This window comes from Devosia sp., from assembly GCF_017744655.1.
Taxonomy (GTDB): Bacteria; Pseudomonadota; Alphaproteobacteria; order Rhizobiales; family Devosiaceae; genus Devosia.
This window is the reverse complement of sequence record NZ_JAGIAW010000003.1, coordinates 54,853-75,204: the sequence shown is the minus strand read 5'-3', so window position 1 is coordinate 75,204 and position 20,352 is coordinate 54,853. Positions and strand designations below refer to the sequence as shown.

The window sequence follows — 20,352 nt, the reverse complement described above, 5'->3', positions numbered from 1 at the left end:
TCACGTGAATCACGAGATGGTTGGTTTCGCCCGGCAATGTTTCACGTGAATCATTTGCCGATGCAAAAGCTGGCAAAGAGACGGTCCAGGACCTGCTCCGCATCCACCCTGCCGATCATCCGTTCCAGCGCGAGAGAGGCGTGGCGCAATGCTTCGGCCGCAAGCTCCCAGTTGCTGAGATAGAGAACCGCCTCGTCGACAGCCGAAATCGCCTGTTCAAGACCCAGGCGGTCGCGTTCATGGCTGATAAGCGACGGCTCGCCGCCCGCGATGTCCTCACCAATCGCACGCAGGCGATCAATCAGCGCCTCGAGACCCGTTCCGGTGGCGGTCGATATCCGGAGATCGCATTCACTCGCGGCGCCCAAATCCGACTTTGTCGCAATCCGGACGACAGTCGCATTCGTCGGAGGCTGAACGGCAACATCTGTGTCCGGAGCCTCGAGCCAAAGCATAATATCGGCATCCTGGATAGCGCGTTCGGCGCGCCGAATACCTTCGGCTTCTGCGCGGCTGTCGGTCTCTCGCAAGCCAGCGAGATCCAAAAGCACAAAAAGCTGGCCGCCGATATCGAGCGGAACTTCGCGAACATCGCGCGTCGTGCCTGCCTCGTCGGAAACAATGGCAATGTCGGACTTCGACAGCGCATTGATGAGGCTAGATTTTCCGGCATTCGGCGCACCGGCAAGAGCCACACGAACGCCCTCTCGAACGATGCGACCACTGGTGATGCTGACCAGCGCTTCGGCAAGGGAGGTTTTGAGTGTGCCAAGCTCATGAACAAAGCCAGTTGGCAGTTCTTCAGTGACGTCACCCTCGTCGGAAAAGTCGAGCCGCGCTTCGATTTCAGCCCGCAGATCGAGCAGGGCATTGCGCCAGGTTTCAACCTTCTCGGTTAGGCGACCATCATATCGCGCAAGCGCCTGCTGCCGCTGTTTTTCCGTTTCGGCGCTCAAGAGATCGCCAAGACCTTCGACGGCAATCAGATCGAGTTTGCCGTTCTCAAACGCACGCCGGGTGAACTCCCCCGGGCCAGCTAGTCGAATGCCAAAAGTGTTTAGGCTGCGAAGGATCGCCTTAACGCCAGCGGGCGAGCCATGAACGTGAAACTCGGCGCAGTCCTCGCCAGTAAAACTATTCGGTCCTGGAAACCAGGCGACAAGACCCTGATCGAGCTGCGTGTCAGCACCAATGCGCCGCAGAGCCATTGTTCTGGGCGCCGGCAATTCACCGGCCAGGTGCAAAAACGCCTCCCGGACTTTTGGGCCCGAGAGGCGGATAACCGCGACGCCGGAGGGAAGAGCGCCCGAAGAGAGCGCCATGATCGTATCACCGGCGAGCATTTTTGTATGTTTTAGGTGTTCATCGAGTCGAAGAAATCCGAATTGGTCTTGGTCTGGCGGACCTTGTCCATAAGGAATTCCATCGCGTCGATCGTGCCCATCGGGTTGAGGATACGGCGGAGCACATACATCTTCTTGAGGATGTCGGGCTCGACCAGCAGCTCTTCCTTGCGCGTACCCGACTTGGTGATGTCGAGCGCCGGGAAGATGCGCTTGTCGGCGACCTTGCGGTCCAAAATGATTTCGGAGTTACCGGTACCCTTGAATTCTTCGAAGATCACTTCGTCCATGCGCGAACCGGTATCGATCAGCGCCGTGGAGATGATGGTCAGCGAGCCGCCGTCTTCGATGTTTCGCGCTGCACCGAAGAAACGCTTCGGGCGCTGTAGGGCATTGGCGTCGACACCGCCGGTAAGCACCTTGCCCGAGCTTGGAACCACAGTGTTGTAGGCGCGGCCGAGGCGGGTGATGGAATCGAGGAGAATGACGACGTCGCGCTTGTGTTCGACCAGGCGCTTGGCCTTTTCGATCACCATTTCGGCGACCTGGACGTGGCGCGATGCCGGTTCGTCAAAGGTGGAAGAAATAACTTCGCCGCGCACCGAGCGCTGCATGTCGGTCACTTCTTCCGGACGTTCGTCGATAAGAAGAACGATGAGATAGCATTCCGGATGATTGGTCGCGATCGATTGTGCAATATTCTGCAACAATACCGTCTTACCAGTACGCGGAGGAGCGACGATCAGAGCACGCTGGCCCTTACCGAGCGGCGCCACCAGGTCGAGAAGGCGAGCCGAGCGATCTTTCAGCGTCGGGTCCGGCAGCTCCATGCGGAGCCGTTCTTCGGGATAGAGCGGGGTAAGGTTGTCGAAGTTGACCTTGTGGCGAACCGCTTCCGGGTCTTCGAAGTTGATGGTGTTGACTTTGAGAAGCGCGAAGTAGCGCTCGCCTTCCTTGGGAGAGCGGATTTCGCCCTCGACCGTATCGCCGGTCCGCAGGCCAAAGCGGCGGATCTGGCTGGGGCTGACGTAGATATCGTCAGGACCCGGAAGATAGTTTGCGTCAGGAGAGCGGAGGAAGCCAAAACCGTCTGGCAGGACCTCGACCACGCCCTCGCCGACAATGTCGATGTCCTGCGATGCGAGTTCTTTCAGAATCGCGAACATCAACTCCTGCTTGCGCATGGTCGAAGCATTCTCGACTTCGAGTTCTTCGGCGAACGCCAGCAATTCGGCCGGGGACTTGGCCTTCAGCTCACTGAGCTTGATATTCTGCATGGATGCGATGGACCCTTGGGGTAAATCGTAGAGGAGAGATTTTTATTTTTGGGGAATGCACCGCGCAGCGCCGGAATCGGCCGCGCATAGGGAAGGATGCTTGATGGCTTCATGTAGCGTGATCGAAGCCGGGATTCAAGATGGGAACCGGGCACTGTAGACGATTTTGGCCGATTCACGTGAAACGCGGAGCCATCGATACCCATCCCACCCACCGTGTCATTCCCGCGAAAGCGGGAATCTTCCCTGGCATTGAAGAGGAGATTCCCGCTTTCGCGGGAATGACGCCGTTATGAAATTGAATCCAAAACTCAAAACGGCTTCACGATCACCATAATGACAATACCGATCATCAGCACAGTCGGCACTTCGTTGATGATCCGGAAATACTTCTGCTCCTTGACGTTCTCGTCGCGGGCAAAACGCTTCTGGTGACCGACCAGAATGCCATGCACGCCGCTCATCGCCAGGACCATTGCCGCCTTGGCCCAAGGCCAGCCCGAACCCCAATCGACGCCGCCGAGATGGATCATGGTCAGGCCGAAAATCCAGGTCGCGATCATCGCCGGATTGATAATGCCCTTGAGGAGCCGCCGCTCCATGATCTTAAAAGTTTCGGACTGCACGGAGCCGATCTCGGCCTTGGTGTGATAGACGAAAAGTCGCGGCAGATAGAGCATGCCGGCCATCCAGGCGATGACCGAAATGACGTGCAGCGCCTTCACCCATTCATACATTTGATTTTTCTCAACTTTGCTTGACCAGCTCGACCAACCGCTCGACGTGGGGAATCGGGGTTTCGGGCACGATGCCGTGGCCGAGATTAAAGATATGCGGGCGGTTCGCAAACGCCGCCTTGATCTCGATCACGCGCTCTTCCATCGCCTTGCCGCCGATGACAAGCCGCAACGGATCGAGATTTCCCTGCACCGGCAGGGTCTTTGGCAGGAAATCGTCGGCAAAGGAAAGCGGCGTCGCATAGTCGAGGCCAAGCGCATTGACGCCGGTCTCTTCCGCATAGCGTTTCAAATTGCCGGCAGCACCGCGCGGAAAACCGATAATGGGCGCATTCGGCACTTTTGCCCGCACGCCTTCAAAGATCCGACGGTTGGGCCCAATCACCTGCGCTTCAAAAGCCGCATCATCGAGATTGAGCGCCCAGCTTTCAAAGAGCTGCACCACATCGGCGCCGGCCTCAAACTGAGCGACGAGATAGTCAACGCTGGTTTCGACCAGCACATCCATCAGTTTCGCAAACGCGGCCGGATGTTCGAGCGCAAAGCGGCGCGCCACCCATTGGTCCGGCGATCCCCGCCCATTAAGCATATAGGTCGCAACCGTCCAGGGAGAGCCACAGAAGCCGATCAGGGTCTTTTCGGGAGCCAGCGCCACACGCAGCCGCCGCACCGTCTCCAGCACAGGCGCCAGATGCTCCAAAGCCCCGCCGCGCTCAAGCCGATCCACATCACTTGCGGCTAAAGGCTCGAGGACTGGTCCTTCACCCTGCTCAAAGCGAACTTTTTGACCCAGAGCATCGGGGATGACCAGAATGTCCGAGAATAGGATAGCCGCGTCGAGATCGAACCGGCGCAGTGGCTGCAGCGTTACCTCGGTCGCAAAGTCGGGATTGTAGCAAAGATCCAAAAAGCTTCCGGCTTTGGCGCGGAGCTCGCGATATTCCGGTAGATAGCGTCCGGCCTGTCGCATGATCCATATGGGAGGCGTGTCCTGGCGTTCTCCCAGGACCGTTGCGAGCAATCTTTTCTTGGCCACTGCACTCACCCTTCCGTCCCCTTCGAAAACCCAAAAGAGACTCTTAGTCTTCCTATCTTCTTCTTTATGGCGGTGTGTATCTGCAATTCATGGCGCTCCACAATCGGGCGCCGCGGCGGCACATCAGCACAGCGCTTCATTAACGCTCTGTTAACATCTGTGGCCGGCCCCGCTTTCCTGCCGCGTTAATGGAGTTTAAGAGGAGCTTAACAGGGCGACTCCCGAGTCAACGATTCGGTAACGCCTGTGGATGAGGGGTGTGAAAAGCTCCTCCCGCCATTTCAGTTTATCCCCACAGATTCCCCCAGCCCCTCTCCGAGAACCTCGGAAAGGAATTGTTAACTTTTTATCGAATAGGTCGAACAAGTTTCGGGCCTCCCGAAAGTTACGAGTCTTTCCCCCAATTCGGCCTTGAGCTGGGGATGACAGTGTGGAAAAACTTGTTCCCATGCTGATCCTCGCCTCCGCCAGTCCGACGCGTAAAACCTTGATGGAAAAGGCCTCTTTTTCATTCTCGGTCGTTCCTGCGTCTGTGGATGAACGTGCTCTCGAAGTGCAAGCTTTGGAGGCCGGTGCCGATGGGCGGGATCTTGCCGGGTTGCTGGCCAAGGCGAAGGCCGAAGCAGTCTCAAAACTGTACCCTGACGCCTATGTGATCGGTGCCGATCAAACTTTGGCTCTTGGCACCGAATTGCTCCACAAGCCCTCTTCCCGCGAAGACGCTGCGCGTCAGCTCGATCACCTCGCCGGCAAGACCCACCGGCTTCATGCCGCAGTTGCTCTCGTGCGCAATGGCGAATTGCTCTGGTCCGACATCGAAACCGCCGAATTGACCATGCGTCCGTTCGAGCCGGAAGAACGCGACCTGGTGCTCGATCTCGAAGGCGATGCTGCGCTGACCGCCGTCGGCGGCTATCGTCTCGAAGGTCCGTCCATTCGCCTCTTCGAGACTATTACGGGCGATTATTTCACCATTCTGGGCCTGCCGCTCTTGCCGCTGATCGGCGCGTTGCGCGATATCGCTCCGGAGCTTCTTTCCGTCAGGGCTTGAACGTGACCACCAAAGCTTTCGTCATCGGCCACCCCATCGCCCATTCGCGCTCGCCGCTCATTCACGGCACCTGGCTTGTCGAGCACGGCATCGACGGCTCCTATGAAGCGATCGATGTCGCCCCCGCCGATCTCCCTGCCTTTTTCGATCGTCTGCGTGCGGGCGAATTTGCCGGCGGCAATGTCACCATTCCGCACAAAGAAGCGGTCTTTGCGCTCTGCGATAGCGTCGATGATCTCGCCAAAACCATCGGCGCGGTGAATACGCTCGTCGTTCGAGACGGAAAGGTGCACGGCTACAATACCGATTATCTCGGCTTTCTCGGCAATCTCGATGCTGCAGTACCCGATTGGAACGCCCAGCAGAAACCCGCTCTGGTCATTGGGGCGGGCGGCGCCGCGAGGGCAATTCTGGTGGCGTTGCGCAGCCGGAATATTCCCGTCATCCTTGTCAATCGCACGCGTGCAACGGCCGATGCGCTTGCCGGCGCGCTGGGCGGAGACATTACCCTTTGCGGATTGGACGAGATCAATAGCGCTGCGCCCCTGGCCGGTCTTGTTGTTAATACGACTTCGATCGGCATGCACGGAACGCGGTTTGACGATTTCGATCTCAGCGTCTTGGCGGCCGACGCATTGGTGACCGACATCGTCTATGTGCCCCTGGAAACGCCACTATTGGCCGATGCCAGGAAGCGCGGTCTAAAAGTGGTCGACGGCCTCGGCATGCTTTTGCACCAAGCCGTTCCCGGTTTTGCCGATTGGTTCGGCGTGCGTCCGCAAGTGACGCCGGCGCTTCGCGCCAGCATCGAAGCGACACTGGATCATTGAGCATGTGGCGGATCGGGGTCACCGGATCGATCGCTACCGGCAAATCGACCCTCCTCGCCGCCTTCGAAAAATCAGGCATTCCAACCTTCTCTGCCGACGCTGCCGTCGCCGCGCTCTATGAAGGCGAAGCCGTCGCCCCGGTCGAAGCCCTGTTTCCTGGCGTGACAAAAGCCCAAAAAATCGACCGTCAGGAATTGGCTCGGCGTCTCGCTTCCGAGCCGCAAAGTTTCAAGAAACTGGAAGCCGTGGTTCATCCCTTGGTCCGGCAAAAAATCGCCGATTTCATGGATCGCGCCGAAGCTGCGGGCAATATCGCCGTGGCCGTCGAAGTCCCCCTCCTCTTCGAAAGCGGCTTCAATTATGGCTTTGACGCCATTGCCGTGACTTTCGTCGATCCGAAAATTCAGGCTGCACGCATCATGGCCCGGCCGGGCATGACCGTGGAAAAGCGCGATACCTTGCTTGCCCGGCAGATGCCGCAGGATGAAAAGAAGAAGCGGGCCACCTATCTCTTCGATACCGAGCGCCCGCGCGAGGAAATAGACGCCGAGGTTGCGGCACTGGTCGCTGATCTCAAGGCAAAGGGACCAAAAAAATGATTCGGGAAATCGTGCTCGATACCGAAACCACGGGCCTTTCCCATGCCGAAGGCGATCGCCTCGTCGAAATCGGCTGCGTCGAGCTGATCAACCACATCCCCTCGGGCGAGACCTTTCATATCTACCTCAACCCGCAGCGATCCATGCCCGACGAGGCTTTTCGCGTGCACGGCTTGAGCGAGGAGTTTTTGTCCGACAAGCCGCTGTTCAAGGACAAGGCGGTAGAATTCCGCAATTTCATCGATGACGCGCGGCTGATCATTCACAACGCCCCCTTCGATATGGGTTTTCTGAATGCCGAGCTTGGCTGGGCCGGCCTGCCCATCCTTGGCAATGAAGTCATCGATACCGTCATGCTAGCCCGCAAGAAGCACCCGGGCGCCCGCGTCAGCCTCGACGCGCTCTGCAAGCATTATGGCATCGACAATTCCCGCCGCACCCTGCACGGCGCGCTCCTCGACAGCGAGATCCTGGCCGAAGTCTATCTCGAGCTGATCGGCGGCAAGCAGGTGAGCCTGGCGCTCATTGCCGAAGTCGAGAGCGATGGCACGGATGCACTCGCCACTCGCATCGCTGCGCTGCCGCGCCCAACCCCCCTGCTCTCACGCGTAACGCCAGCGGAAGCCGCCGCGCACGAAGCTTTTGTGGGGAAAATGGGCGAAAACGCAATTTGGGCGCAATACGCCGAAGTTGCCGCGGCGGAGTAACCCGCTGGTCCTCCCAGACCCTCTTCTCCCGCGGTGTCATTCCCGCGAAAGCGGGAATCTCTGTTTTGAGACGTCTGGATTCCCGCTTTCGCGGGAATGACACCGAGCGGTGGTCAAAATCCCAAAAACAAAAAACCCCAGCTTTCGCCGGGGTTCTTCAAATCCAGAGTCCCAAAAGGATTAGTTGGGCAGGTCGGTTGCCGGAGCTGCAGCGGCGCCACCTTCGGCCTGCTGCTTGGCGGCGAGGGCCGCAAGGTTCTGGCGGTAGATCGCCATGAAGTCGACCGGCTCCATCATCAGCGGCGGGAAACCGCCCTGCTGCGTAACGTTGGCGAGGACCTGACGGGCGAACGGGAAGATCAGGCGCGGGCATTCCACCATAAGCAGGCCACTGAGCTGAGCTTCGGGAATGCTCTTGAGGCGGAACACGCCGCCATAAACCAGTTCCACGTTGAACAGCAGCGTTTCGTCGCGATTAGCCTTGGCCTTGAGGTTCAGCTCGACGGCATAAAGCTCATCGGTCTGCTTCTTGACGCCGACCGAGATCGAGACGTTGAAGGCAGGGTTGCCGCCACCGGCCATGATCGAGCCGGGTGCGCCCGGATTTTCGAAGGAAAGGTCGCGCACATACTGGCCCACCAGGTTCATGCTGGGCGCGGTGCCGGATTCCGGCGCTGCGGCGCCCTGGTTTTCGTCGGCCATATTTGGTCCCCTTATTCCGTTTGGAACATTCTTGGCGGCTGGCTAGCATCTTTGCCTCAAAGGAACAAGCAAAGAGGCCCTTTGCAACGCTATTTACGCTGCCAATCGTCGTCATCGAGGTCGATGGTTCCCGGTCCGTTAAGATGCGGCGGCGTCGAGTCGGATGGGGAAGAGCGGCGATAGCTGGTCGTGGTTTCCACCACGGTGATGTTCCGCGTCAGGGTCTTGTAGAGCCAGGTGCGGACTGGCGGGAGCAGGAGGAGAATGGCGACAAAATCGCCCAGAAACCCGGGAATGATCAGCAGCACCGCGGCGACGGCCAGCAGCATGCCATCAAAGAGGGTCTGTCCCGGCAGGGTCCCTGTCTGCATATTGGTGCGCATGCGATTGAGCACGCCAAGCCCCTGCTGGCGCAGCACGAAGCCGCCGATGATGATGGCGGCAATGACGAGGCCCAGCGTCGGCAATACGCCAATGGCGCGGCCGACCACGATGAACAGCGCGATTTCGATCAGCGGCAAGGCAAGAACAAAAAGGGGAATGAAGCGGAGCAACCGGGTCATCCTTTGTTTGTGAAGGGCGCGGCAAATCGCGCTACCTTGAGTGAACTGGTTTTGAGCTAAAGCTTTCCCTATATATAGGAAACGAAAAGCGCTCCGCGAGCGCCCAACTTCTCAGGTGCACCGATTCATGGACGATTTTCTCGATCTGCCCACTCTCATCGCCATCGTGGTTGCGGTTTTCGTGCTGTTCCGCCTCCGCTCGGTCCTGGGAACGCGGACGGGCAATGAACGCCCGCCTGTCGATCGCTCGCGTTCGACCCCGACCGAGAAGAAAGCCGCCAATTCCGACGAAACCGTCGTGCCGATCCGGCCGCGCCCGACCGACGGGCCCAATCTCGACGACGAACGCCGTACCCGCAAGCTGGAAGCCGAAATCGATCAGGCCGCCGCGGGCAATGCCGATCTCGCAGCGGGCCTCCGCGCCGTAGCCGAAGTCGATCCGACCTTTACCCCAAAATCCTTCCTCGAAGGCGCCAAGCAAGCTTATGAGATGATCGTCACCGGCTTTGCCGAAGGCGACCGTCAGACTCTCAAGAACCTGCTAGACAAAGACGTCTATGACAGCTTTGCCCGCGCCATCACCGAGCGCGAAGCCGCCGGCCACAAGAACGATTTTACCTTTGTGGGCCTGCCCAAGATCGCCATCGTCTCGGCCGAATACGACAAGAAGAACGTGCTGGTAACGGTCGACTTCCACGCCGAAGTCGTCTCCGCCATCCGCGACAAGGATGGCAATCTCGTCGAAGGCAATGCCGACCAGGTGCAGACGATCGCTGACGAATGGACCTTTGCGCGCAATCCCAAGTCGCGCGATCCCAATTGGAAGGTCATCACCACGAGCCAGCTCGACTAAAGATTTTTGCGGCAGGCCCCTTCATGTCCAAGCGCGACCCCAAGCGCCTGCCGCACGATTTCCATCTGTGGACGACCGTGTCCGCCACGGTCGAACCCCTGCGCCGCAAGGGCCTGCTCAAGCTGGGCCATGGCACCCTTCCTATTCCCGAGCCTGAGCCGGCCCCCGCCATCAAGGCGCCGCCGAAAATGGGCAAGCCCAAACAACCGTTCCTGCCGCCCTATCAGGCGCCGACCCAGCCGGTGCAGGTGGTGGAAAAGAACGTCGATCCGGCGATCCACAAAAAGGTCCGTCGCGGCCGCATCGACATCGATGGCACCATCGATCTTCATGGCATGACACAGACGGAAGCGCGTGAAACCCTCCGCCGTTTCATCGGTGCCCGCGCCGCCAGGGGCGACCGCACCCTGCTGGTCATCACCGGGAAGGGCAAGCAGGTCGAAAACGACTATATTTCGGCCATGACCGAGCGCGGCATCCTCAGGACCATGCTGCCCATCTGGCTCTCCGAGCCAGGCCTGTCGCACCTGATATCAGGATGGAGCCTTGCGGCCCGCGGCCATGGTGGGGAGGGCGCATGGTATGTGCGCCTGAGGCGTCCATGACCCCGCTTGGCGCGAAATTTCGGGCTCTTCGCGAGGCGCGCGGCATTTCATTGAAGGAAATGGCCGCCGCGCTCAACGTGTCGAGCGCCTATCTCTCAGCCCTCGAACACGGCCGCCGCGGCACGCCGACGAGCTTTTTGCTCCACCGCATCATCGCCTATTTCAACGTCATCTGGGACGAAGCCGAAGAGCTGCAACGGCTGGCCGAAATTTCCGATCCCAAGGTGACCATCGACACCGGCGGTCTTGCCCCCGAAGCCACCGAATTCACCAATCGCCTGCGCGACAATATCGAGCGGCTTGAGCCCGAAGACCTCAAATTTTTGCGCGATGAATTGGTGAAGCGGGCGGGCAAGAAGCGGTAGAGCGGCTTAGCGCACCGGCACGCCCCGTCCACCGGGCCTCCGCGAGGAGCGAGTTGTTATATCCCAAACCCCTCATCCCAACCGAATTCGCAAAAGTGAATTCGGTGACCCTTCAGGCACCTTCTCCCTCGAAGGGAGAAGGAGGATTAGAGGGTGTCCCCACCCACAACGTCATTCCTGCGAAAGCGGGAATCTTCGTTTCAGCCCCCACAAAAAGAGATCCCCGCTTTCGCGGGGATGACGTCGTGTTTGTGAACGGTGACTTTGCCCTAAAGCACGAACTTGCTGAGATCGGTATCTTTGGCCAGCACGCCCACCTTCTCGCGGACAAAGGCCGCATCGATGGCCACCGTCTGCCCGGCCTTGTCGGGCGCATCGAAGGAAATCTCTTCCACGAGCCGCTCCATCACCGTCTGCAACCGCCGCGCGCCGATATTTTCTACGCTCTCATTGACCTTCACCGCCGCATCGGCGATCGCCTCGATGGCATCAGTCGTGAAGCTCAGCGTGACCCCTTCGGTGCCCATCAGCGCCACATACTGGCGAACCAGGCTCGCCTCGGTGTCATTGAGGATGCGAATGAAGTCTTCGCGGGTAAGAGCCTTCAGCTCCACCCGGATCGGCAGGCGACCCTGCAATTCCGGCAGCAAGTCCGAAGGCTTCGACACATGGAACGCGCCCGAAGCAATAAACAAAATATGGTCCGTCTTCACCGGCCCATATTTCGTCGACACCGTCGTGCCTTCGATCAGCGGCAGCAGGTCCCGCTGCACGCCTTCGCGCGAAGGACCGCCGGAAACGCCACCCTCGCGGGCCGCGACCTTGTCGATTTCGTCGATAAAGACGATGCCGTGGTTTTCGACGAGTTCGATGGCCTCGGCCTTGAGCTGTTCCTGATCGAGCAGCTTGTCGGCCTCTTCGGCGATCAGCGGCTCATAGGCATCCTTCACCTTGACCTTGCGCTTCACCCCGCGACCGCCCATGGCCGACTTGAACATGTCGGAAAGGTTGATCATGCCGATGCCGCCATTGGGCATGCCGGGAATTTCAAACCCGCCCGTATTCGGTGCCGGCTGCATCTCGATTTCTATCTCTTTGTCGTCGAGTTCGTTGTTCCTGAGCTTGTTGCGGAACGAGTCGCGCGTCGACGGCGTCGCAGAAGTGCCGACCAATGCATCGAGCACGCGCTCTTCGGCATTGTGATGCGCCTGCGCCTGCACATCGCGCCGGCGCTTGTCGCGCAGCACGGTGATCCCGGCCTCGACCAGGTCGCGAACAATCTGCTCGACGTCCCGGCCGACATAGCCGACTTCGGTGAATTTCGTTGCTTCCACCTTCACGAACGGCGCCTGTGCCAATCGGGCAAGCCGCCGCGAAATCTCGGTCTTGCCGACGCCGGTCGGCCCGATCATCAAAATGTTCTTGGGCGTCACTTCGCGGCGCAGCTCGGGGGAAAGCTGCTGCCGGCGCCAGCGATTGCGCAGCGCCACGGCCACGGCGCGCTTGGCGTCATGCTGGCCGACAATATTGCGGTCCAGCTCCGAGACGATTTCGCGCGGCGAAAAATTGGTTTCACTCATTTTTGTCACTTTCGATCGGTGCCTTGCTGTTGGACCGGTTCGCGGTCCAGGAAGCGCACCATCAGGTGTTCGTCGATATATCGACCGTTCACATAGAGGTAGCGGGGCTCAGTCCCATAGGTCTCAAAGCCCAGCTTTTGGTAGAGGCGGATCGCCGGCTCGTTCTCGGCCCAGACCCCGAGATGGATCTGGATAACTTTTTCCCGAGCATGTTCGATCAGGTGCTCGCAAAGGGCCTTCGACATGCCGCTGCCGCGATGTTTTGGCTGCACATAGACCTGGATCATCCAGCCGCGATGCCTTTCCTTGGCGGCATCGTTGCGCATGAAGGCATTGATGCCCCCAATGGACCCATCCGGCATTTCGGCGCCAAAAACCGTGAGGGTTTCCAGCATCTGCCTGATGTCGGCATCGGTCCGCAGCGCAAAATTCTCCGCCGAAGACACGAAGGCCTCCGGATGATTGGCGAGCGCCTCGTGCCGAATGGCCCGATAGGCCGCCACATCTTTCACGCCGAGTTGCCGGATGGAAAAGGTCACTTAGAGCTCGATGGTTTCGAGGGTTACGTTGCCATTGGTATAGACGCAGATTTCCTCTGCAATCTTCATGGCGCGGCGGGCGATATCCTCGGCATCGAGATCGGTCGCCTGATGCAAGGCCAAAGCCGCCGAATGGGCATAATTGCCGCCCGAGCCAATGGCGATGACGCCATGGTCGGGCGTAAGAACGTCGCCCGTGCCGGTAAGCACCAGCGTATCGGTCTTGTCGGCCACGATCATCATGGCTTCCAATTTCCGCAGATAGCGGTCGGTCCGCCAATCCTTCGCCAATTCGACGGCAGCGCGCATCAGCTGGTCAGGATACTGCTCCAACTTGCCTTCGAGCCGCTCGAAGAGGGTAAAGGCGTCGGCGGTCGAACCGGCAAAGCCGCCGATCACCTTGCCGCCGGCCAGGCGGCGCACTTTCTTCGCCGTATGCTTCATCACCGTCTGGCCCATGGAAACCTGGCCATCGCCAGCGACCACGACCTTGTTGTCCTTGCGCACGGAAACGATCGTCGTCCCGTGCCACCCGGGAAATGCACTATCACTCATTTGGGGAGGTACTCCGAACTGTTGAGTCCTATTTAGGCGCGGCAAGCCGGATTGCAACACAGCCCCGGCCCGGCCATGCCGCCTATTCCAGCCAGTCGATCACGCTTGTGCCATTGGCGTGAATATTCACCGCCTTGAGCAAGCCCGGTCCGAGATTGGTATATTTGTGCGGCACCCCCGCCGGGCAGATGAGGATCTGGCCCGCCTCGGCCTCGAACTCCTCCTCGCCAATGACGAAAAGCGCGCGGCCCACTTCGATGATGAAGGTTTCCGAATAGGGATGGGTATGGAGTTTCGGGCCGTGCCCAAAACCCTCGCTGCTGTGAAAGATCACCGTGATCGGCGCGCCATGGGCGCCGCCTTCCCAAATGCCGTTCCAAAGGCCCGGCGCCGTGGCCCATTCGTTCTGCTCGATAATTTGCATAATTGTCCCTCCAACCCCGGCGGCAGACTGCGCCTGCCGCCCATGGACCGCAAGCCGGCAGCAACGCCATCTTTATGCCTTTGCGCATATCTGCTAGTGGAGCCGCAGTTTTGGAGACACGCCATGCGCACCGCCACCATCGCCCGCAAGACCAACGAGACCGAGATCTCCGTCTCGATCAATCTCGACGGCACCGGCGCGCATAAAATGGCGACCGGCGTCGGCTTCTTCGATCACATGCTCGACCAACTCTCTCGCCACTCGCTCATCGACATGGATGTTTCCTGCAAGGGCGACCTGCACATCGATTTTCACCACACGGTGGAAGATGTCGGCATTGCCCTGGGCCAGGCCATCCAGGCAGCCATCGGCGACAAGAAGGGCATCCGCCGCTACGCCTCCTGCGACCTGCCCATGGATGGCACTCTTACGCGCGCGGCGCTCGACGTGTCGGGTCGGCCCTTCCTCGTCTTCAAGGCCGAGTTCAACCGCGACAAGATCGGCGACATCGACACCGAACTCTTCCGCGAGTTCTTCCAGGCTTTTGCCATCAATGCCGGCATCACGCTGCATGTCGAAAATTTCTACTTCGACAACAACCATCACCTGGCCGAGTCGATGTTCAAGGCGGTGGCCCGCGCTCTGCGCGACGCACTCGAAATCGACCCCCGCCAGGCCGACCGCGTCCCCAGCACCAAGGGCACGCTGTAAGTCTCTTCACCTCTCCCTTTGGGGGAGAGGTCGGCGCGTAGCGCCGGGTGAGGGGGCCTTCCCAAACCCGGCGATTGCCAAAGGCCCCCTCACCCCATCCCTCTCCCCCAAGGGAGAGGGGGTGATGCGGAGCGAGCGGCGCCCCTTGCCCTTCCCCCATCGTGCTTTTTGCACTAAGTGGACCTCATTCCGTCCTGGGAGTTCCCCGTGACCCTCTTTGCCCTTTATCGATCCGTCGATGACCCGACCGCCCTGCCCGTGGCCGTCTCCGAGCGCTTCTCTTGGTTCGCAGCCCTGCTGCCGCCCGTCCATGCGCTCCTCCATCGACATTGGGATCTCCTGGGCCTTTTTGTCCTGGGTCTCGGCGCCATCATCGCCGCCGCGCGCTATATGGGCCCGGACGCGAGTCTCTGGCTCTATATTCTCCTCGCTATCGCCTGCGGCTTTGCCGCACCGGGCGCCGAGCGTCGTGCACTGAAACGTCGTGGCCACGCCTTGCTTGGCCATTGCGTCGCCGCCGAGGCCGACCTCGCCCGTCTCGCCGTTATGGAATCTCGTCCATGAGCACAGTTGCCATCATCGACTATGGCGCGGGCAATCTCCGCTCCGCCGCCAACGCTTTTGAGCGCGTCGCCGCCTCGCTCGTAAACAGCCCCGAAATCATCGTCACCGCCGATCCCGAAGTGGTCCGCCGCGCCGACCGCATCATGCTCCCCGGCGTCGGCGCCTTCGCCGATTGCAAGGCTGGCCTCGACGCCGTCGCCGGCATGACCGAAGTTCTGGAAGAACGCGTCATCCGCGGCACCACGCCCTTCCTCGGCGTCTGCGTCGGCATGCAGCTGCTCGCTGGGGAAGGCCGCGAAAAGGTCATCACAGAGGGCCTCGGCTGGATCCCCGGCGCCGTCGAAAAAATCAAGCCGACCGATCCGAACCTGAAAATTCCGCACATGGGCTGGAACACCATCTCGGTTCTAAAACCCCACGCCCTCCTCGCCGGCATCCCGGATGGTCCCGATGGGCTGCACGCCTATTTCGTGCACTCCTATCACTTCCTCACCGAAGACCCGGCGCACCTCCTCGCCACCACCGATTATGGTGGCACAGTCACCGCCTGCGTCGGTCGCGACAATATTTTCGGGACGCAGTTCCACCCGGAAAAGAGCCAGGCCCTCGGCCTCAAACTGATCGAAAATTTCTTGGGGTGGACGCCGTGATCCTTTTTCCAGCCATCGACCTCAAGGACGGTCAGTGCGTGCGCCTGAAACTCGGCGACATGAACCAGGCCACCGTCTTCAACGACGATCCCGCCGCACAGGCAAAGAGCTTCGAAGACCAGGGCTTTGAATATCTGCACGTCGTCGACCTCAATGGCGCCTTTGCCGGCGAGAGCGTCAACGGCGCTGCCGTCGAAAATATCCTCAAAACCGTAAAATTCCCCGTCCAACTCGGCGGTGGCATTCGCACGCTCGACCACATCGAAGCCTGGCTCGACAAGGGCCTTGCCCGCGTCATCCTAGGCACCGTCGCCGTTCGCAATCCCGAGCTGGTGAAAGAGGCCGCCAAGAAATGGCCCGGCCAGGTCGCCGTCGGCACCGATGCCAAGGGCGGCATGGTCGCGGTCGAAGGCTGGGCAGAAACCTCCGAGCTGTCCATCGTGGAACTGGCCAGGCGCTTTGAAGGCGCCGGCGTCGCCGCCATCATCTATACCGACATCGACCGTGACGGCATTTTGGCCGGCATCAATTGGGACTCGACCCTCGAGCTCGCCCGCTCGACCTCGATCCCGGTGATCGCCTCCGGCGGCCTCGCCTCCATGGACGATATCGATCGCATGACGCGCCCCGAATATCAGGTTCTTGAAGGCGCCATCTCCGGCCGCGCGCTCTACGACGGCCGAATTGATTCACGTGAAGCATTGGCGAAACTGAGGGCCGCGGCGTGAGCGAGGAGTGGCCTGCCAAGTTTCCGTGGTGGGCCTATTGGCTCTTTCTCGCCGTCATCGCGCTCTTCGCTTTCGCGCCGGTGCTCTCGGTGCTGACCGCCAGCTTCATCGCCGAAAGCAATGGCTGCGCCCTCAACGAGGGCAGCATCAATACCTGCGTGGTCGGCGGCAATGATCTGGGCCCCACCATCTATACTCTCTTCGTGCTCGGCTGGTTTGCCATAGCCACCTTGCCGCTTGGCGGCGCTGCCTTCTTCGTCTGGCTCGCCACGCTCATTATTCACCGCATCGGCTGGGTGCAGATGCAGAAGGGCAAACGCTCATGACCCTGAAGACTCGTATTATCCCGTGTTTGGACGTTGCCGGTGGCCGCGTCGTCAAGGGCGTCAACTTCGTCGATCTCATCGATGCCGGCGATCCGGTCCAGGCGGCCATAGCCTATGACGCAGCCGGTGCCGACGAACTGACTTTCCTCGACATCACCGCCAGCCACGAAGGCCGCGACACGATTTTCGACGTCGTCGCCCGCACGGCCGAACACTGCTTCATGCCAGTCACTGTCGGCGGCGGCGTCCGCACGGTGGAAGACATCCGCAAGCTCCTCCTCGCCGGTGCCGACAAGGTCGCGATCAATTCCGCCGCCGTGAACGATCCCGATTTCATCGCCCGCGCCGCCGACAAGTTCGGCAATCAGTGCATTGTCGTTTCGGTCGATGCCAAGCAGCGGCTCGATGCAAAGGTCGGCGGCGACAATCGCTCCGAATGGGAAATTTTTACGCACGGCGGCCGCCGCCCCACCGGCATCGATGCGGTCGAATTTGCTGCCAAAATGGTCGAACGTGGCGCAGGCGAATTGCTGGTCACCTCCATGGATCGCGATGGCACCAAGTCCGGCTTTGACCTGAAGCTGACCCGCGCCATCGCCGATTCGGTGGAAGTCCCGGTCATCGCCTCGGGCGGCGTCGGCAAGCTGCAGGACCTCGTCGACGGCGTCACCGAGGGTCACGCCAGCGCTGTCCTCGCCGCCTCCATCTTCCACTTCGGCACTTTTACGATTCCCGAAGCCAAGCGCTATATGCTCGAGCACGGCATTGCCATGCGAATGGATGCGGCGGCTTAGGTGACATCGGAACGACCGTGCGCCCACAACGTCATTCCCGCGAAAGCGGGAATCCTTCTTCGGCCAAACGAGATTCCCGCTTTCGCGGGAATGACGCGGTGGGAGGGGAAAGGACCAAAAAATGACCCTTGAAGAACTCGAAGCCCGCATCGCCATCCGCGCTGCTGCCTCACCTGAGGAAAGCTACACCGCAAAACTCATCGCCCGCGGCATGAACAAGGCCGCCCAAAAGGTCGGCGAAGAAGCTACCGAAGCCGTCATTGCCGCCGTCACCGGCGACAGGGCAGAGCTGGTGAAAGAGTCGGCCGACCTCCTCTACCATCTCCTCGTGGTGCTCAAGGCAGCCGACATTCCGCTCGGCGAAGTCATGGCCGAGCTCGACGCGCGCACGGCCCAATCCGGCCTTGCCGAAAAAGCCTCCCGATCGGAAAAGCAGTAATGGCGCCTCGTTCCCCCGCGCTCGACCCCTACCACCATTTCACCAAGGCCGAATGGAGCAAGCTGCGCGACGGCCAGCCCATGACGCTCGACCAGGGCGATCTCGATCGCCTGCGCGGCCTCACTGACCCGATCTCCTTGGAAGAAGCCGAAGAGGTCTACCTGCCTATTTCGCGACTTCTCTCGTATTACGTTGAAGCCATCCAGGGCCTCCACAACGTCCAGTCGCGCTTTTTGCAGACCCCGCATGGCCTGAAAGTGCCCTTCATCATCGGCGTCGCCGGTTCGGTCGCCGTGGGCAAATCGACCACGGCCCGTATCCTGCAAGCGCTCCTCTCGCGCTGGCCAAACAGCCCCCGCGTCGATCTCGTCACCACCGACGGGTTCCTTTACCCAAATGCCATCCTCGCCGAAAAAGGCCTGATGGAGCGCAAGGGCTTTCCGGAAAGCTACGACCGCGCCCGCTTCGTCAATTTCCTGGCCGATATCAAATCGGGCAAGGCCGACGTAAAGGCGCCGGTCTATTCCCACCTCGTCTATGACGTCGTTGCCGGCACCGAAATCACCGTCGATCGCCCCGACATTCTCATTGTCGAAGGCCTCAATATCCTGCAGGCCGGCGAATTGCCGAAAACCGGAAAGCCGATCCTCTTCGCCTCCGACTTCCTCGATTTTTCCGTTTATATCGACGCCGACAATGACGACCTCGAAGCCTGGTTCATGCAGCGCTTCTTCCGCCTCAGAGAAACCGCCTTCAAGGACCCCACCTCCTTCTTCCGCCGCTTTGCCGAAATGAGCGAAGAAGAGGCCGGCTCCTTCGGCCGCCAGGTCTGGCGCTCGATTAACCTCCGCAACCTCGTCGACAATGTCCTGCCCACCCGCGGCCGCGCCGACCTGATCCTCAAAAAGGGAAAAGATCATCTGATCGAGAATGTCAGTTTGAGAAGGGTCTGAGGCCCGTCGGCCCCCCCTCACCCACGATGTCATCCCCGCGAAAGCGGGGATCTCTGTTTCCAGCCCAAGAAGATTCCCGCTTTCGCGGGAATGACGCGGTGGATTGAAAGCCTAATACGTCCCCTGCTGCGGTTGGCTCAGCACAATAAGATTGCCATCGGGATCGCGCAGCTTTGCGGTGCTGAAGAAATGTCCGATCGCCTTAGCCACTGGCTTGATCCCAAACATTTCGAGCCGCCCCAGCTCATCAGCGATATCGTCGACAATAAGAGTAAGAACACTCGCCCCCGCGCGATCCGCATCGGTCGCCACATGCACCCAGCCGCCCCCCGGCAGCTTCCATTCGGCAACGTCGGCCATGGGCCGCGCATCGGCTTTCCGGCCGAACAGATACTCATACCAGACGAGGGATTCGGGGAGACTGTCGACGGCAATGCTGGCCAGCGCATTGGTGATGGTCATTGCGGGTCCATGTGTTCGCTTTGTGCCAGCCTAGAGTCTCCCGCCGATTGTGTCGATTGCGAAGCATTCATCCAATCGCCGCATGGAGTTGGCGGCCGGCCATGGCACTGATATAGGCGTTGACGACTATATTTGGAGACGAGGCATGACCGAGCTCAGAACCATTGTCGCCGGAGCCGGCGGCCGCATGGGATCAGCCAATATCAGGGCAGTAGCGGCAAGCCATGGTCTCAAACTCGTCGGCGCGGTGGATCGACCCGGCGCCTCCTCGATCGGCAAGGACGCCGGCACGCTTGCGGGCGTGGACGCACTCGGCGTCACCGTCACCGACGACGTTTCAGCCCTGCTCGACCAGGCCGATGTCATCATCGATTTTACCGCACCCGCCGCCAGCGTCGCCCTCGCAAAACTCGCCGCGACCAAGGGCCTCGTCCATGTCATCGGCACGACCGGCTGTTCGGAAACCGACGACGCCGCCATTGGCGCAGCCGGCGCGGCCGGGGCGCGCATCGTCAAGTCGGGCAATTTTTCCCCCGGCGTCGTCACCCTCGCCGTCCTCGTCGAAAAGGCCGCTCAGGCCCTCCCCGACTATGATGTCGAAGTGCTTGAGATGCACCACAACCTCAAGGTCGACGCGCCCTCGGGCACGGCGCTTCTCTTGGGGGAAGCCGCCGCCAAGGGCCGCAACATTTCTCTTCGGGACCATTCCGTCCGCGTCCGTGATGGTCACACCGGCCCTCGCGAATTCGGCTCCATCGGCTTTGCCACCTTGCGCGGCGGCAATGTCATCGGTGACCACATGGTTATCCTCGCCGGTCCCTCCGAGCGTATCGAGCTTAATCACCGCGCCCAGGACCGCACCATTTTCGCCAACGGCGCCGTCCGCGCCGCCCTCTGGGCCACCCACCAGCCTGCAGGGCTCTACACCATGGCCGACGTCCTCGGCCTCAACGACTAGG

The 20,352-nt window shown here is 60.4% G+C and carries 27 protein-coding genes; 16 read left to right on the top strand and 11 right to left on the bottom strand.

All coding sequences use genetic code 11. The features are described 5' to 3' along the window. Positions 1 to 50 precede the first annotated feature (50 nt). From mnmE to hemE, 4 genes are all read right to left on the bottom strand, one after another. Positions 51 to 1,343 carry a tRNA uridine-5-carboxymethylaminomethyl(34) synthesis GTPase MnmE gene (mnmE, locus tag J7557_RS08085; RefSeq protein WP_291419127.1) on the bottom strand — a complete coding sequence of 431 codons (1,293 nt, stop codon included), beginning with the start codon at positions 1,341 to 1,343 and terminating at the stop codon, positions 51 to 53. 11 nt (positions 1,344 to 1,354) lie between these two features. Continuing rightward, a complete protein-coding gene (gene rho, locus J7557_RS08080; RefSeq protein WP_035084758.1) occupies positions 1,355 to 2,620 on the bottom strand; it encodes a transcription termination factor Rho in 1,266 nt (421 codons plus the stop codon). A gap of 311 nt (positions 2,621 to 2,931) precedes the next feature. Beyond that, on the bottom strand, positions 2,932 to 3,357 hold the full coding sequence (gene hemJ / locus J7557_RS08075; protein WP_291419123.1) for a protoporphyrinogen oxidase HemJ: 426 nt from the start codon (positions 3,355 to 3,357) through the stop codon (positions 2,932 to 2,934). A gap of 10 nt (positions 3,358 to 3,367) precedes the next feature. Next, a complete protein-coding gene (gene hemE / locus J7557_RS08070) occupies positions 3,368 to 4,393 on the bottom strand; it encodes a uroporphyrinogen decarboxylase (protein WP_291419121.1) in 1,026 nt (341 codons plus the stop codon). A 448-nt stretch (positions 4,394 to 4,841) separates the two neighbouring features. On the opposite strand from hemE, the gene J7557_RS08065 reads away from it, so the two are divergent. The 4 genes from J7557_RS08065 to dnaQ are packed head-to-tail and all read left to right on the top strand — an operon-like array spanning position 4,842 to position 7,580. After that, positions 4,842 to 5,444, top strand: coding sequence for a Maf family protein (locus tag J7557_RS08065; RefSeq protein WP_291419583.1), 603 nt, complete (start codon positions 4,842 to 4,844; stop codon positions 5,442 to 5,444). A gap of 2 nt (positions 5,445 to 5,446) precedes the next feature. Beyond that, positions 5,447 to 6,274, top strand: coding sequence for a shikimate dehydrogenase (locus J7557_RS08060; protein ID WP_291419120.1), 828 nt, complete (start codon positions 5,447 to 5,449; stop codon positions 6,272 to 6,274). Positions 6,275 to 6,276: 2 nt separating this feature from the next. Then, a complete protein-coding gene (coaE, locus tag J7557_RS08055) occupies positions 6,277 to 6,873 on the top strand; it encodes a dephospho-CoA kinase (protein WP_291419118.1) in 597 nt (198 codons plus the stop codon). Beyond that, a complete protein-coding gene (gene dnaQ, locus J7557_RS08050) occupies positions 6,873 to 7,580 on the top strand; it encodes a DNA polymerase III subunit epsilon (protein WP_291419581.1) in 708 nt (235 codons plus the stop codon). Before coaE ends, dnaQ begins: the two co-directional genes overlap by 1 nt. 180 nt (positions 7,581 to 7,760) lie before the next feature. Here dnaQ and secB read toward each other — a convergent pair whose 3' ends face one another. Together secB and J7557_RS08040 are read right to left on the bottom strand one after the other, a co-directional pair. Next, entirely contained in the window at positions 7,761 to 8,282 is a 522-nt protein-coding gene (gene secB / locus J7557_RS08045; RefSeq protein WP_291419116.1) for a protein-export chaperone SecB, read from the bottom strand. An 89-nt stretch (positions 8,283 to 8,371) separates the two neighbouring features. After that, positions 8,372 to 8,845 (bottom strand): FxsA family protein, encoded by a 474-nt coding sequence (locus J7557_RS08040; protein WP_291419114.1) that lies wholly within the window; start codon positions 8,843 to 8,845, stop codon positions 8,372 to 8,374. A gap of 127 nt (positions 8,846 to 8,972) precedes the next feature. Here J7557_RS08040 and J7557_RS08035 point away from each other — a divergent pair, with 127 nt between their 5' ends. From J7557_RS08035 to J7557_RS08025, 3 genes are read left to right on the top strand one after another with little or no spacing between them, the layout of a single operon-like run. Further along, on the top strand, positions 8,973 to 9,698 hold the full coding sequence (locus tag J7557_RS08035) for a Tim44/TimA family putative adaptor protein (RefSeq protein ID WP_291419112.1): 726 nt from the start codon (positions 8,973 to 8,975) through the stop codon (positions 9,696 to 9,698). Positions 9,699 to 9,721: 23 nt separating this feature from the next. Beyond that, a complete protein-coding gene (locus J7557_RS08030; RefSeq protein WP_291419110.1) occupies positions 9,722 to 10,303 on the top strand; it encodes a Smr/MutS family protein in 582 nt (193 codons plus the stop codon). Further along, positions 10,300 to 10,668 (top strand): helix-turn-helix transcriptional regulator, encoded by a 369-nt coding sequence (locus J7557_RS08025; RefSeq protein WP_291419108.1) that lies wholly within the window; start codon positions 10,300 to 10,302, stop codon positions 10,666 to 10,668. Before J7557_RS08030 ends, J7557_RS08025 begins: the two co-directional genes overlap by 4 nt. 269 nt (positions 10,669 to 10,937) lie before the next feature. Here the strand turns inward: J7557_RS08025 and hslU are convergent, their stop codons facing one another. The 4 genes from hslU to J7557_RS08005 form a co-directional block, all read right to left on the bottom strand. After that, complete coding sequence (hslU, locus tag J7557_RS08020) at positions 10,938 to 12,248, bottom strand: ATP-dependent protease ATPase subunit HslU (RefSeq protein WP_291419106.1); 1,311 nt, start codon at positions 12,246 to 12,248, stop codon at positions 10,938 to 10,940. 5 nt (positions 12,249 to 12,253) lie between these two features. Beyond that, positions 12,254 to 12,787 (bottom strand): GNAT family N-acetyltransferase, encoded by a 534-nt coding sequence (locus tag J7557_RS08015; RefSeq protein WP_291419104.1) that lies wholly within the window; start codon positions 12,785 to 12,787, stop codon positions 12,254 to 12,256. Beyond that, a complete protein-coding gene (hslV, locus tag J7557_RS08010; protein WP_291419102.1) occupies positions 12,788 to 13,342 on the bottom strand; it encodes an ATP-dependent protease subunit HslV in 555 nt (184 codons plus the stop codon). It abuts the gene before it with no gap. An 82-nt stretch (positions 13,343 to 13,424) separates the two neighbouring features. Next, complete coding sequence (locus J7557_RS08005) at positions 13,425 to 13,766, bottom strand: cupin domain-containing protein (protein ID WP_291419100.1); 342 nt, start codon at positions 13,764 to 13,766, stop codon at positions 13,425 to 13,427. 123 nt (positions 13,767 to 13,889) lie between these two features. Here J7557_RS08005 and hisB point away from each other — a divergent pair, with 123 nt between their 5' ends. The 8 genes from hisB (at position 13,890) to coaA (ending at position 18,931) form a co-directional block, all read left to right on the top strand. Next, positions 13,890 to 14,477 (top strand): imidazoleglycerol-phosphate dehydratase HisB, encoded by a 588-nt coding sequence (gene hisB, locus J7557_RS08000; RefSeq protein WP_291419098.1) that lies wholly within the window; start codon positions 13,890 to 13,892, stop codon positions 14,475 to 14,477. A gap of 207 nt (positions 14,478 to 14,684) precedes the next feature. Further along, positions 14,685 to 15,041 carry a DUF2628 domain-containing protein gene (locus tag J7557_RS07995; RefSeq protein WP_291419096.1) on the top strand — a complete coding sequence of 119 codons (357 nt, stop codon included), beginning with the start codon at positions 14,685 to 14,687 and terminating at the stop codon, positions 15,039 to 15,041. Next, positions 15,038 to 15,691 (top strand): imidazole glycerol phosphate synthase subunit HisH, encoded by a 654-nt coding sequence (hisH, locus tag J7557_RS07990; protein ID WP_291419094.1) that lies wholly within the window; start codon positions 15,038 to 15,040, stop codon positions 15,689 to 15,691. Before J7557_RS07995 ends, hisH begins: the two co-directional genes overlap by 4 nt. Further along, positions 15,688 to 16,419, top strand: coding sequence for a 1-(5-phosphoribosyl)-5-[(5-phosphoribosylamino)methylideneamino]imidazole-4-carboxamide isomerase (gene hisA, locus J7557_RS07985; RefSeq protein WP_291419092.1), 732 nt, complete (start codon positions 15,688 to 15,690; stop codon positions 16,417 to 16,419). The genes hisH and hisA overlap by 4 nt, the downstream gene beginning before the upstream one ends. Then, positions 16,416 to 16,745, top strand: coding sequence for a hypothetical protein (locus J7557_RS07980; protein WP_291419090.1), 330 nt, complete (start codon positions 16,416 to 16,418; stop codon positions 16,743 to 16,745). Before hisA ends, J7557_RS07980 begins: the two co-directional genes overlap by 4 nt. Next, positions 16,742 to 17,539, top strand: coding sequence for an imidazole glycerol phosphate synthase subunit HisF (hisF, locus tag J7557_RS07975; RefSeq protein ID WP_291419088.1), 798 nt, complete (start codon positions 16,742 to 16,744; stop codon positions 17,537 to 17,539). The genes J7557_RS07980 and hisF overlap by 4 nt, the downstream gene beginning before the upstream one ends. 121 nt (positions 17,540 to 17,660) lie before the next feature. Then, positions 17,661 to 17,978, top strand: a complete 318-nt coding sequence (locus tag J7557_RS07970; protein ID WP_291419086.1) for a phosphoribosyl-ATP diphosphatase — start codon at positions 17,661 to 17,663, stop codon at positions 17,976 to 17,978. Then, positions 17,978 to 18,931 carry a type I pantothenate kinase gene (gene coaA / locus J7557_RS07965; protein ID WP_291419084.1) on the top strand — a complete coding sequence of 318 codons (954 nt, stop codon included), beginning with the start codon at positions 17,978 to 17,980 and terminating at the stop codon, positions 18,929 to 18,931. Before J7557_RS07970 ends, coaA begins: the two co-directional genes overlap by 1 nt. A gap of 111 nt (positions 18,932 to 19,042) precedes the next feature. On the opposite strand, the gene J7557_RS07960 is transcribed toward coaA, so the two are convergent. Next, complete coding sequence (locus J7557_RS07960; protein WP_291419082.1) at positions 19,043 to 19,393, bottom strand: VOC family protein; 351 nt, start codon at positions 19,391 to 19,393, stop codon at positions 19,043 to 19,045. Positions 19,394 to 19,538: 145 nt separating this feature from the next. Here J7557_RS07960 and dapB point away from each other — a divergent pair, with 145 nt between their 5' ends. Continuing rightward, positions 19,539 to 20,351, top strand: coding sequence for a 4-hydroxy-tetrahydrodipicolinate reductase (dapB, locus tag J7557_RS07955; protein WP_291419080.1), 813 nt, complete (start codon positions 19,539 to 19,541; stop codon positions 20,349 to 20,351). The last annotated feature ends 1 nt before the right edge of the window (position 20,352 follow it).

Coding starts and splice junctions, on each gene's coding strand:
- hisF (WP_291419088.1), top strand. CDS start 16,742: ATGACCCTGAAGACTCGTATTATCCCGTGTTTGGACGTTGCCGGTGGC.
- J7557_RS07960 (WP_291419082.1), bottom strand. CDS start 19,393: ATGACCATCACCAATGCGCTGGCCAGCATTGCCGTCGACAGTCTCCCC.
- hisH (WP_291419094.1), top strand. CDS start 15,038: ATGAGCACAGTTGCCATCATCGACTATGGCGCGGGCAATCTCCGCTCC.
- J7557_RS08065 (WP_291419583.1), top strand. CDS start 4,842: ATGCTGATCCTCGCCTCCGCCAGTCCGACGCGTAAAACCTTGATGGAA.
- hslU (WP_291419106.1), bottom strand. CDS start 12,248: ATGAGTGAAACCAATTTTTCGCCGCGCGAAATCGTCTCGGAGCTGGAC.
- hslV (WP_291419102.1), bottom strand. CDS start 13,342: ATGAGTGATAGTGCATTTCCCGGGTGGCACGGGACGACGATCGTTTCC.
- hisB (WP_291419098.1), top strand. CDS start 13,890: ATGCGCACCGCCACCATCGCCCGCAAGACCAACGAGACCGAGATCTCC.
- J7557_RS08035 (WP_291419112.1), top strand. CDS start 8,973: ATGGACGATTTTCTCGATCTGCCCACTCTCATCGCCATCGTGGTTGCG.
- J7557_RS08030 (WP_291419110.1), top strand. CDS start 9,722: ATGTCCAAGCGCGACCCCAAGCGCCTGCCGCACGATTTCCATCTGTGG.
- J7557_RS07970 (WP_291419086.1), top strand. CDS start 17,661: ATGACCCTTGAAGAACTCGAAGCCCGCATCGCCATCCGCGCTGCTGCC.
- J7557_RS08040 (WP_291419114.1), bottom strand. CDS start 8,845: ATGACCCGGTTGCTCCGCTTCATTCCCCTTTTTGTTCTTGCCTTGCCG.
- J7557_RS08025 (WP_291419108.1), top strand. CDS start 10,300: ATGACCCCGCTTGGCGCGAAATTTCGGGCTCTTCGCGAGGCGCGCGGC.
- dapB (WP_291419080.1), top strand. CDS start 19,539: ATGACCGAGCTCAGAACCATTGTCGCCGGAGCCGGCGGCCGCATGGGA.
- mnmE (WP_291419127.1), bottom strand. CDS start 1,343: ATGCTCGCCGGTGATACGATCATGGCGCTCTCTTCGGGCGCTCTTCCC.
- hemJ (WP_291419123.1), bottom strand. CDS start 3,357: ATGTATGAATGGGTGAAGGCGCTGCACGTCATTTCGGTCATCGCCTGG.
- J7557_RS08005 (WP_291419100.1), bottom strand. CDS start 13,766: ATGCAAATTATCGAGCAGAACGAATGGGCCACGGCGCCGGGCCTTTGG.
- coaA (WP_291419084.1), top strand. CDS start 17,978: ATGGCGCCTCGTTCCCCCGCGCTCGACCCCTACCACCATTTCACCAAG.
- rho (WP_035084758.1), bottom strand. CDS start 2,620: ATGCAGAATATCAAGCTCAGTGAGCTGAAGGCCAAGTCCCCGGCCGAA.
- coaE (WP_291419118.1), top strand. CDS start 6,277: ATGTGGCGGATCGGGGTCACCGGATCGATCGCTACCGGCAAATCGACC.
- secB (WP_291419116.1), bottom strand. CDS start 8,282: ATGGCCGACGAAAACCAGGGCGCCGCAGCGCCGGAATCCGGCACCGCG.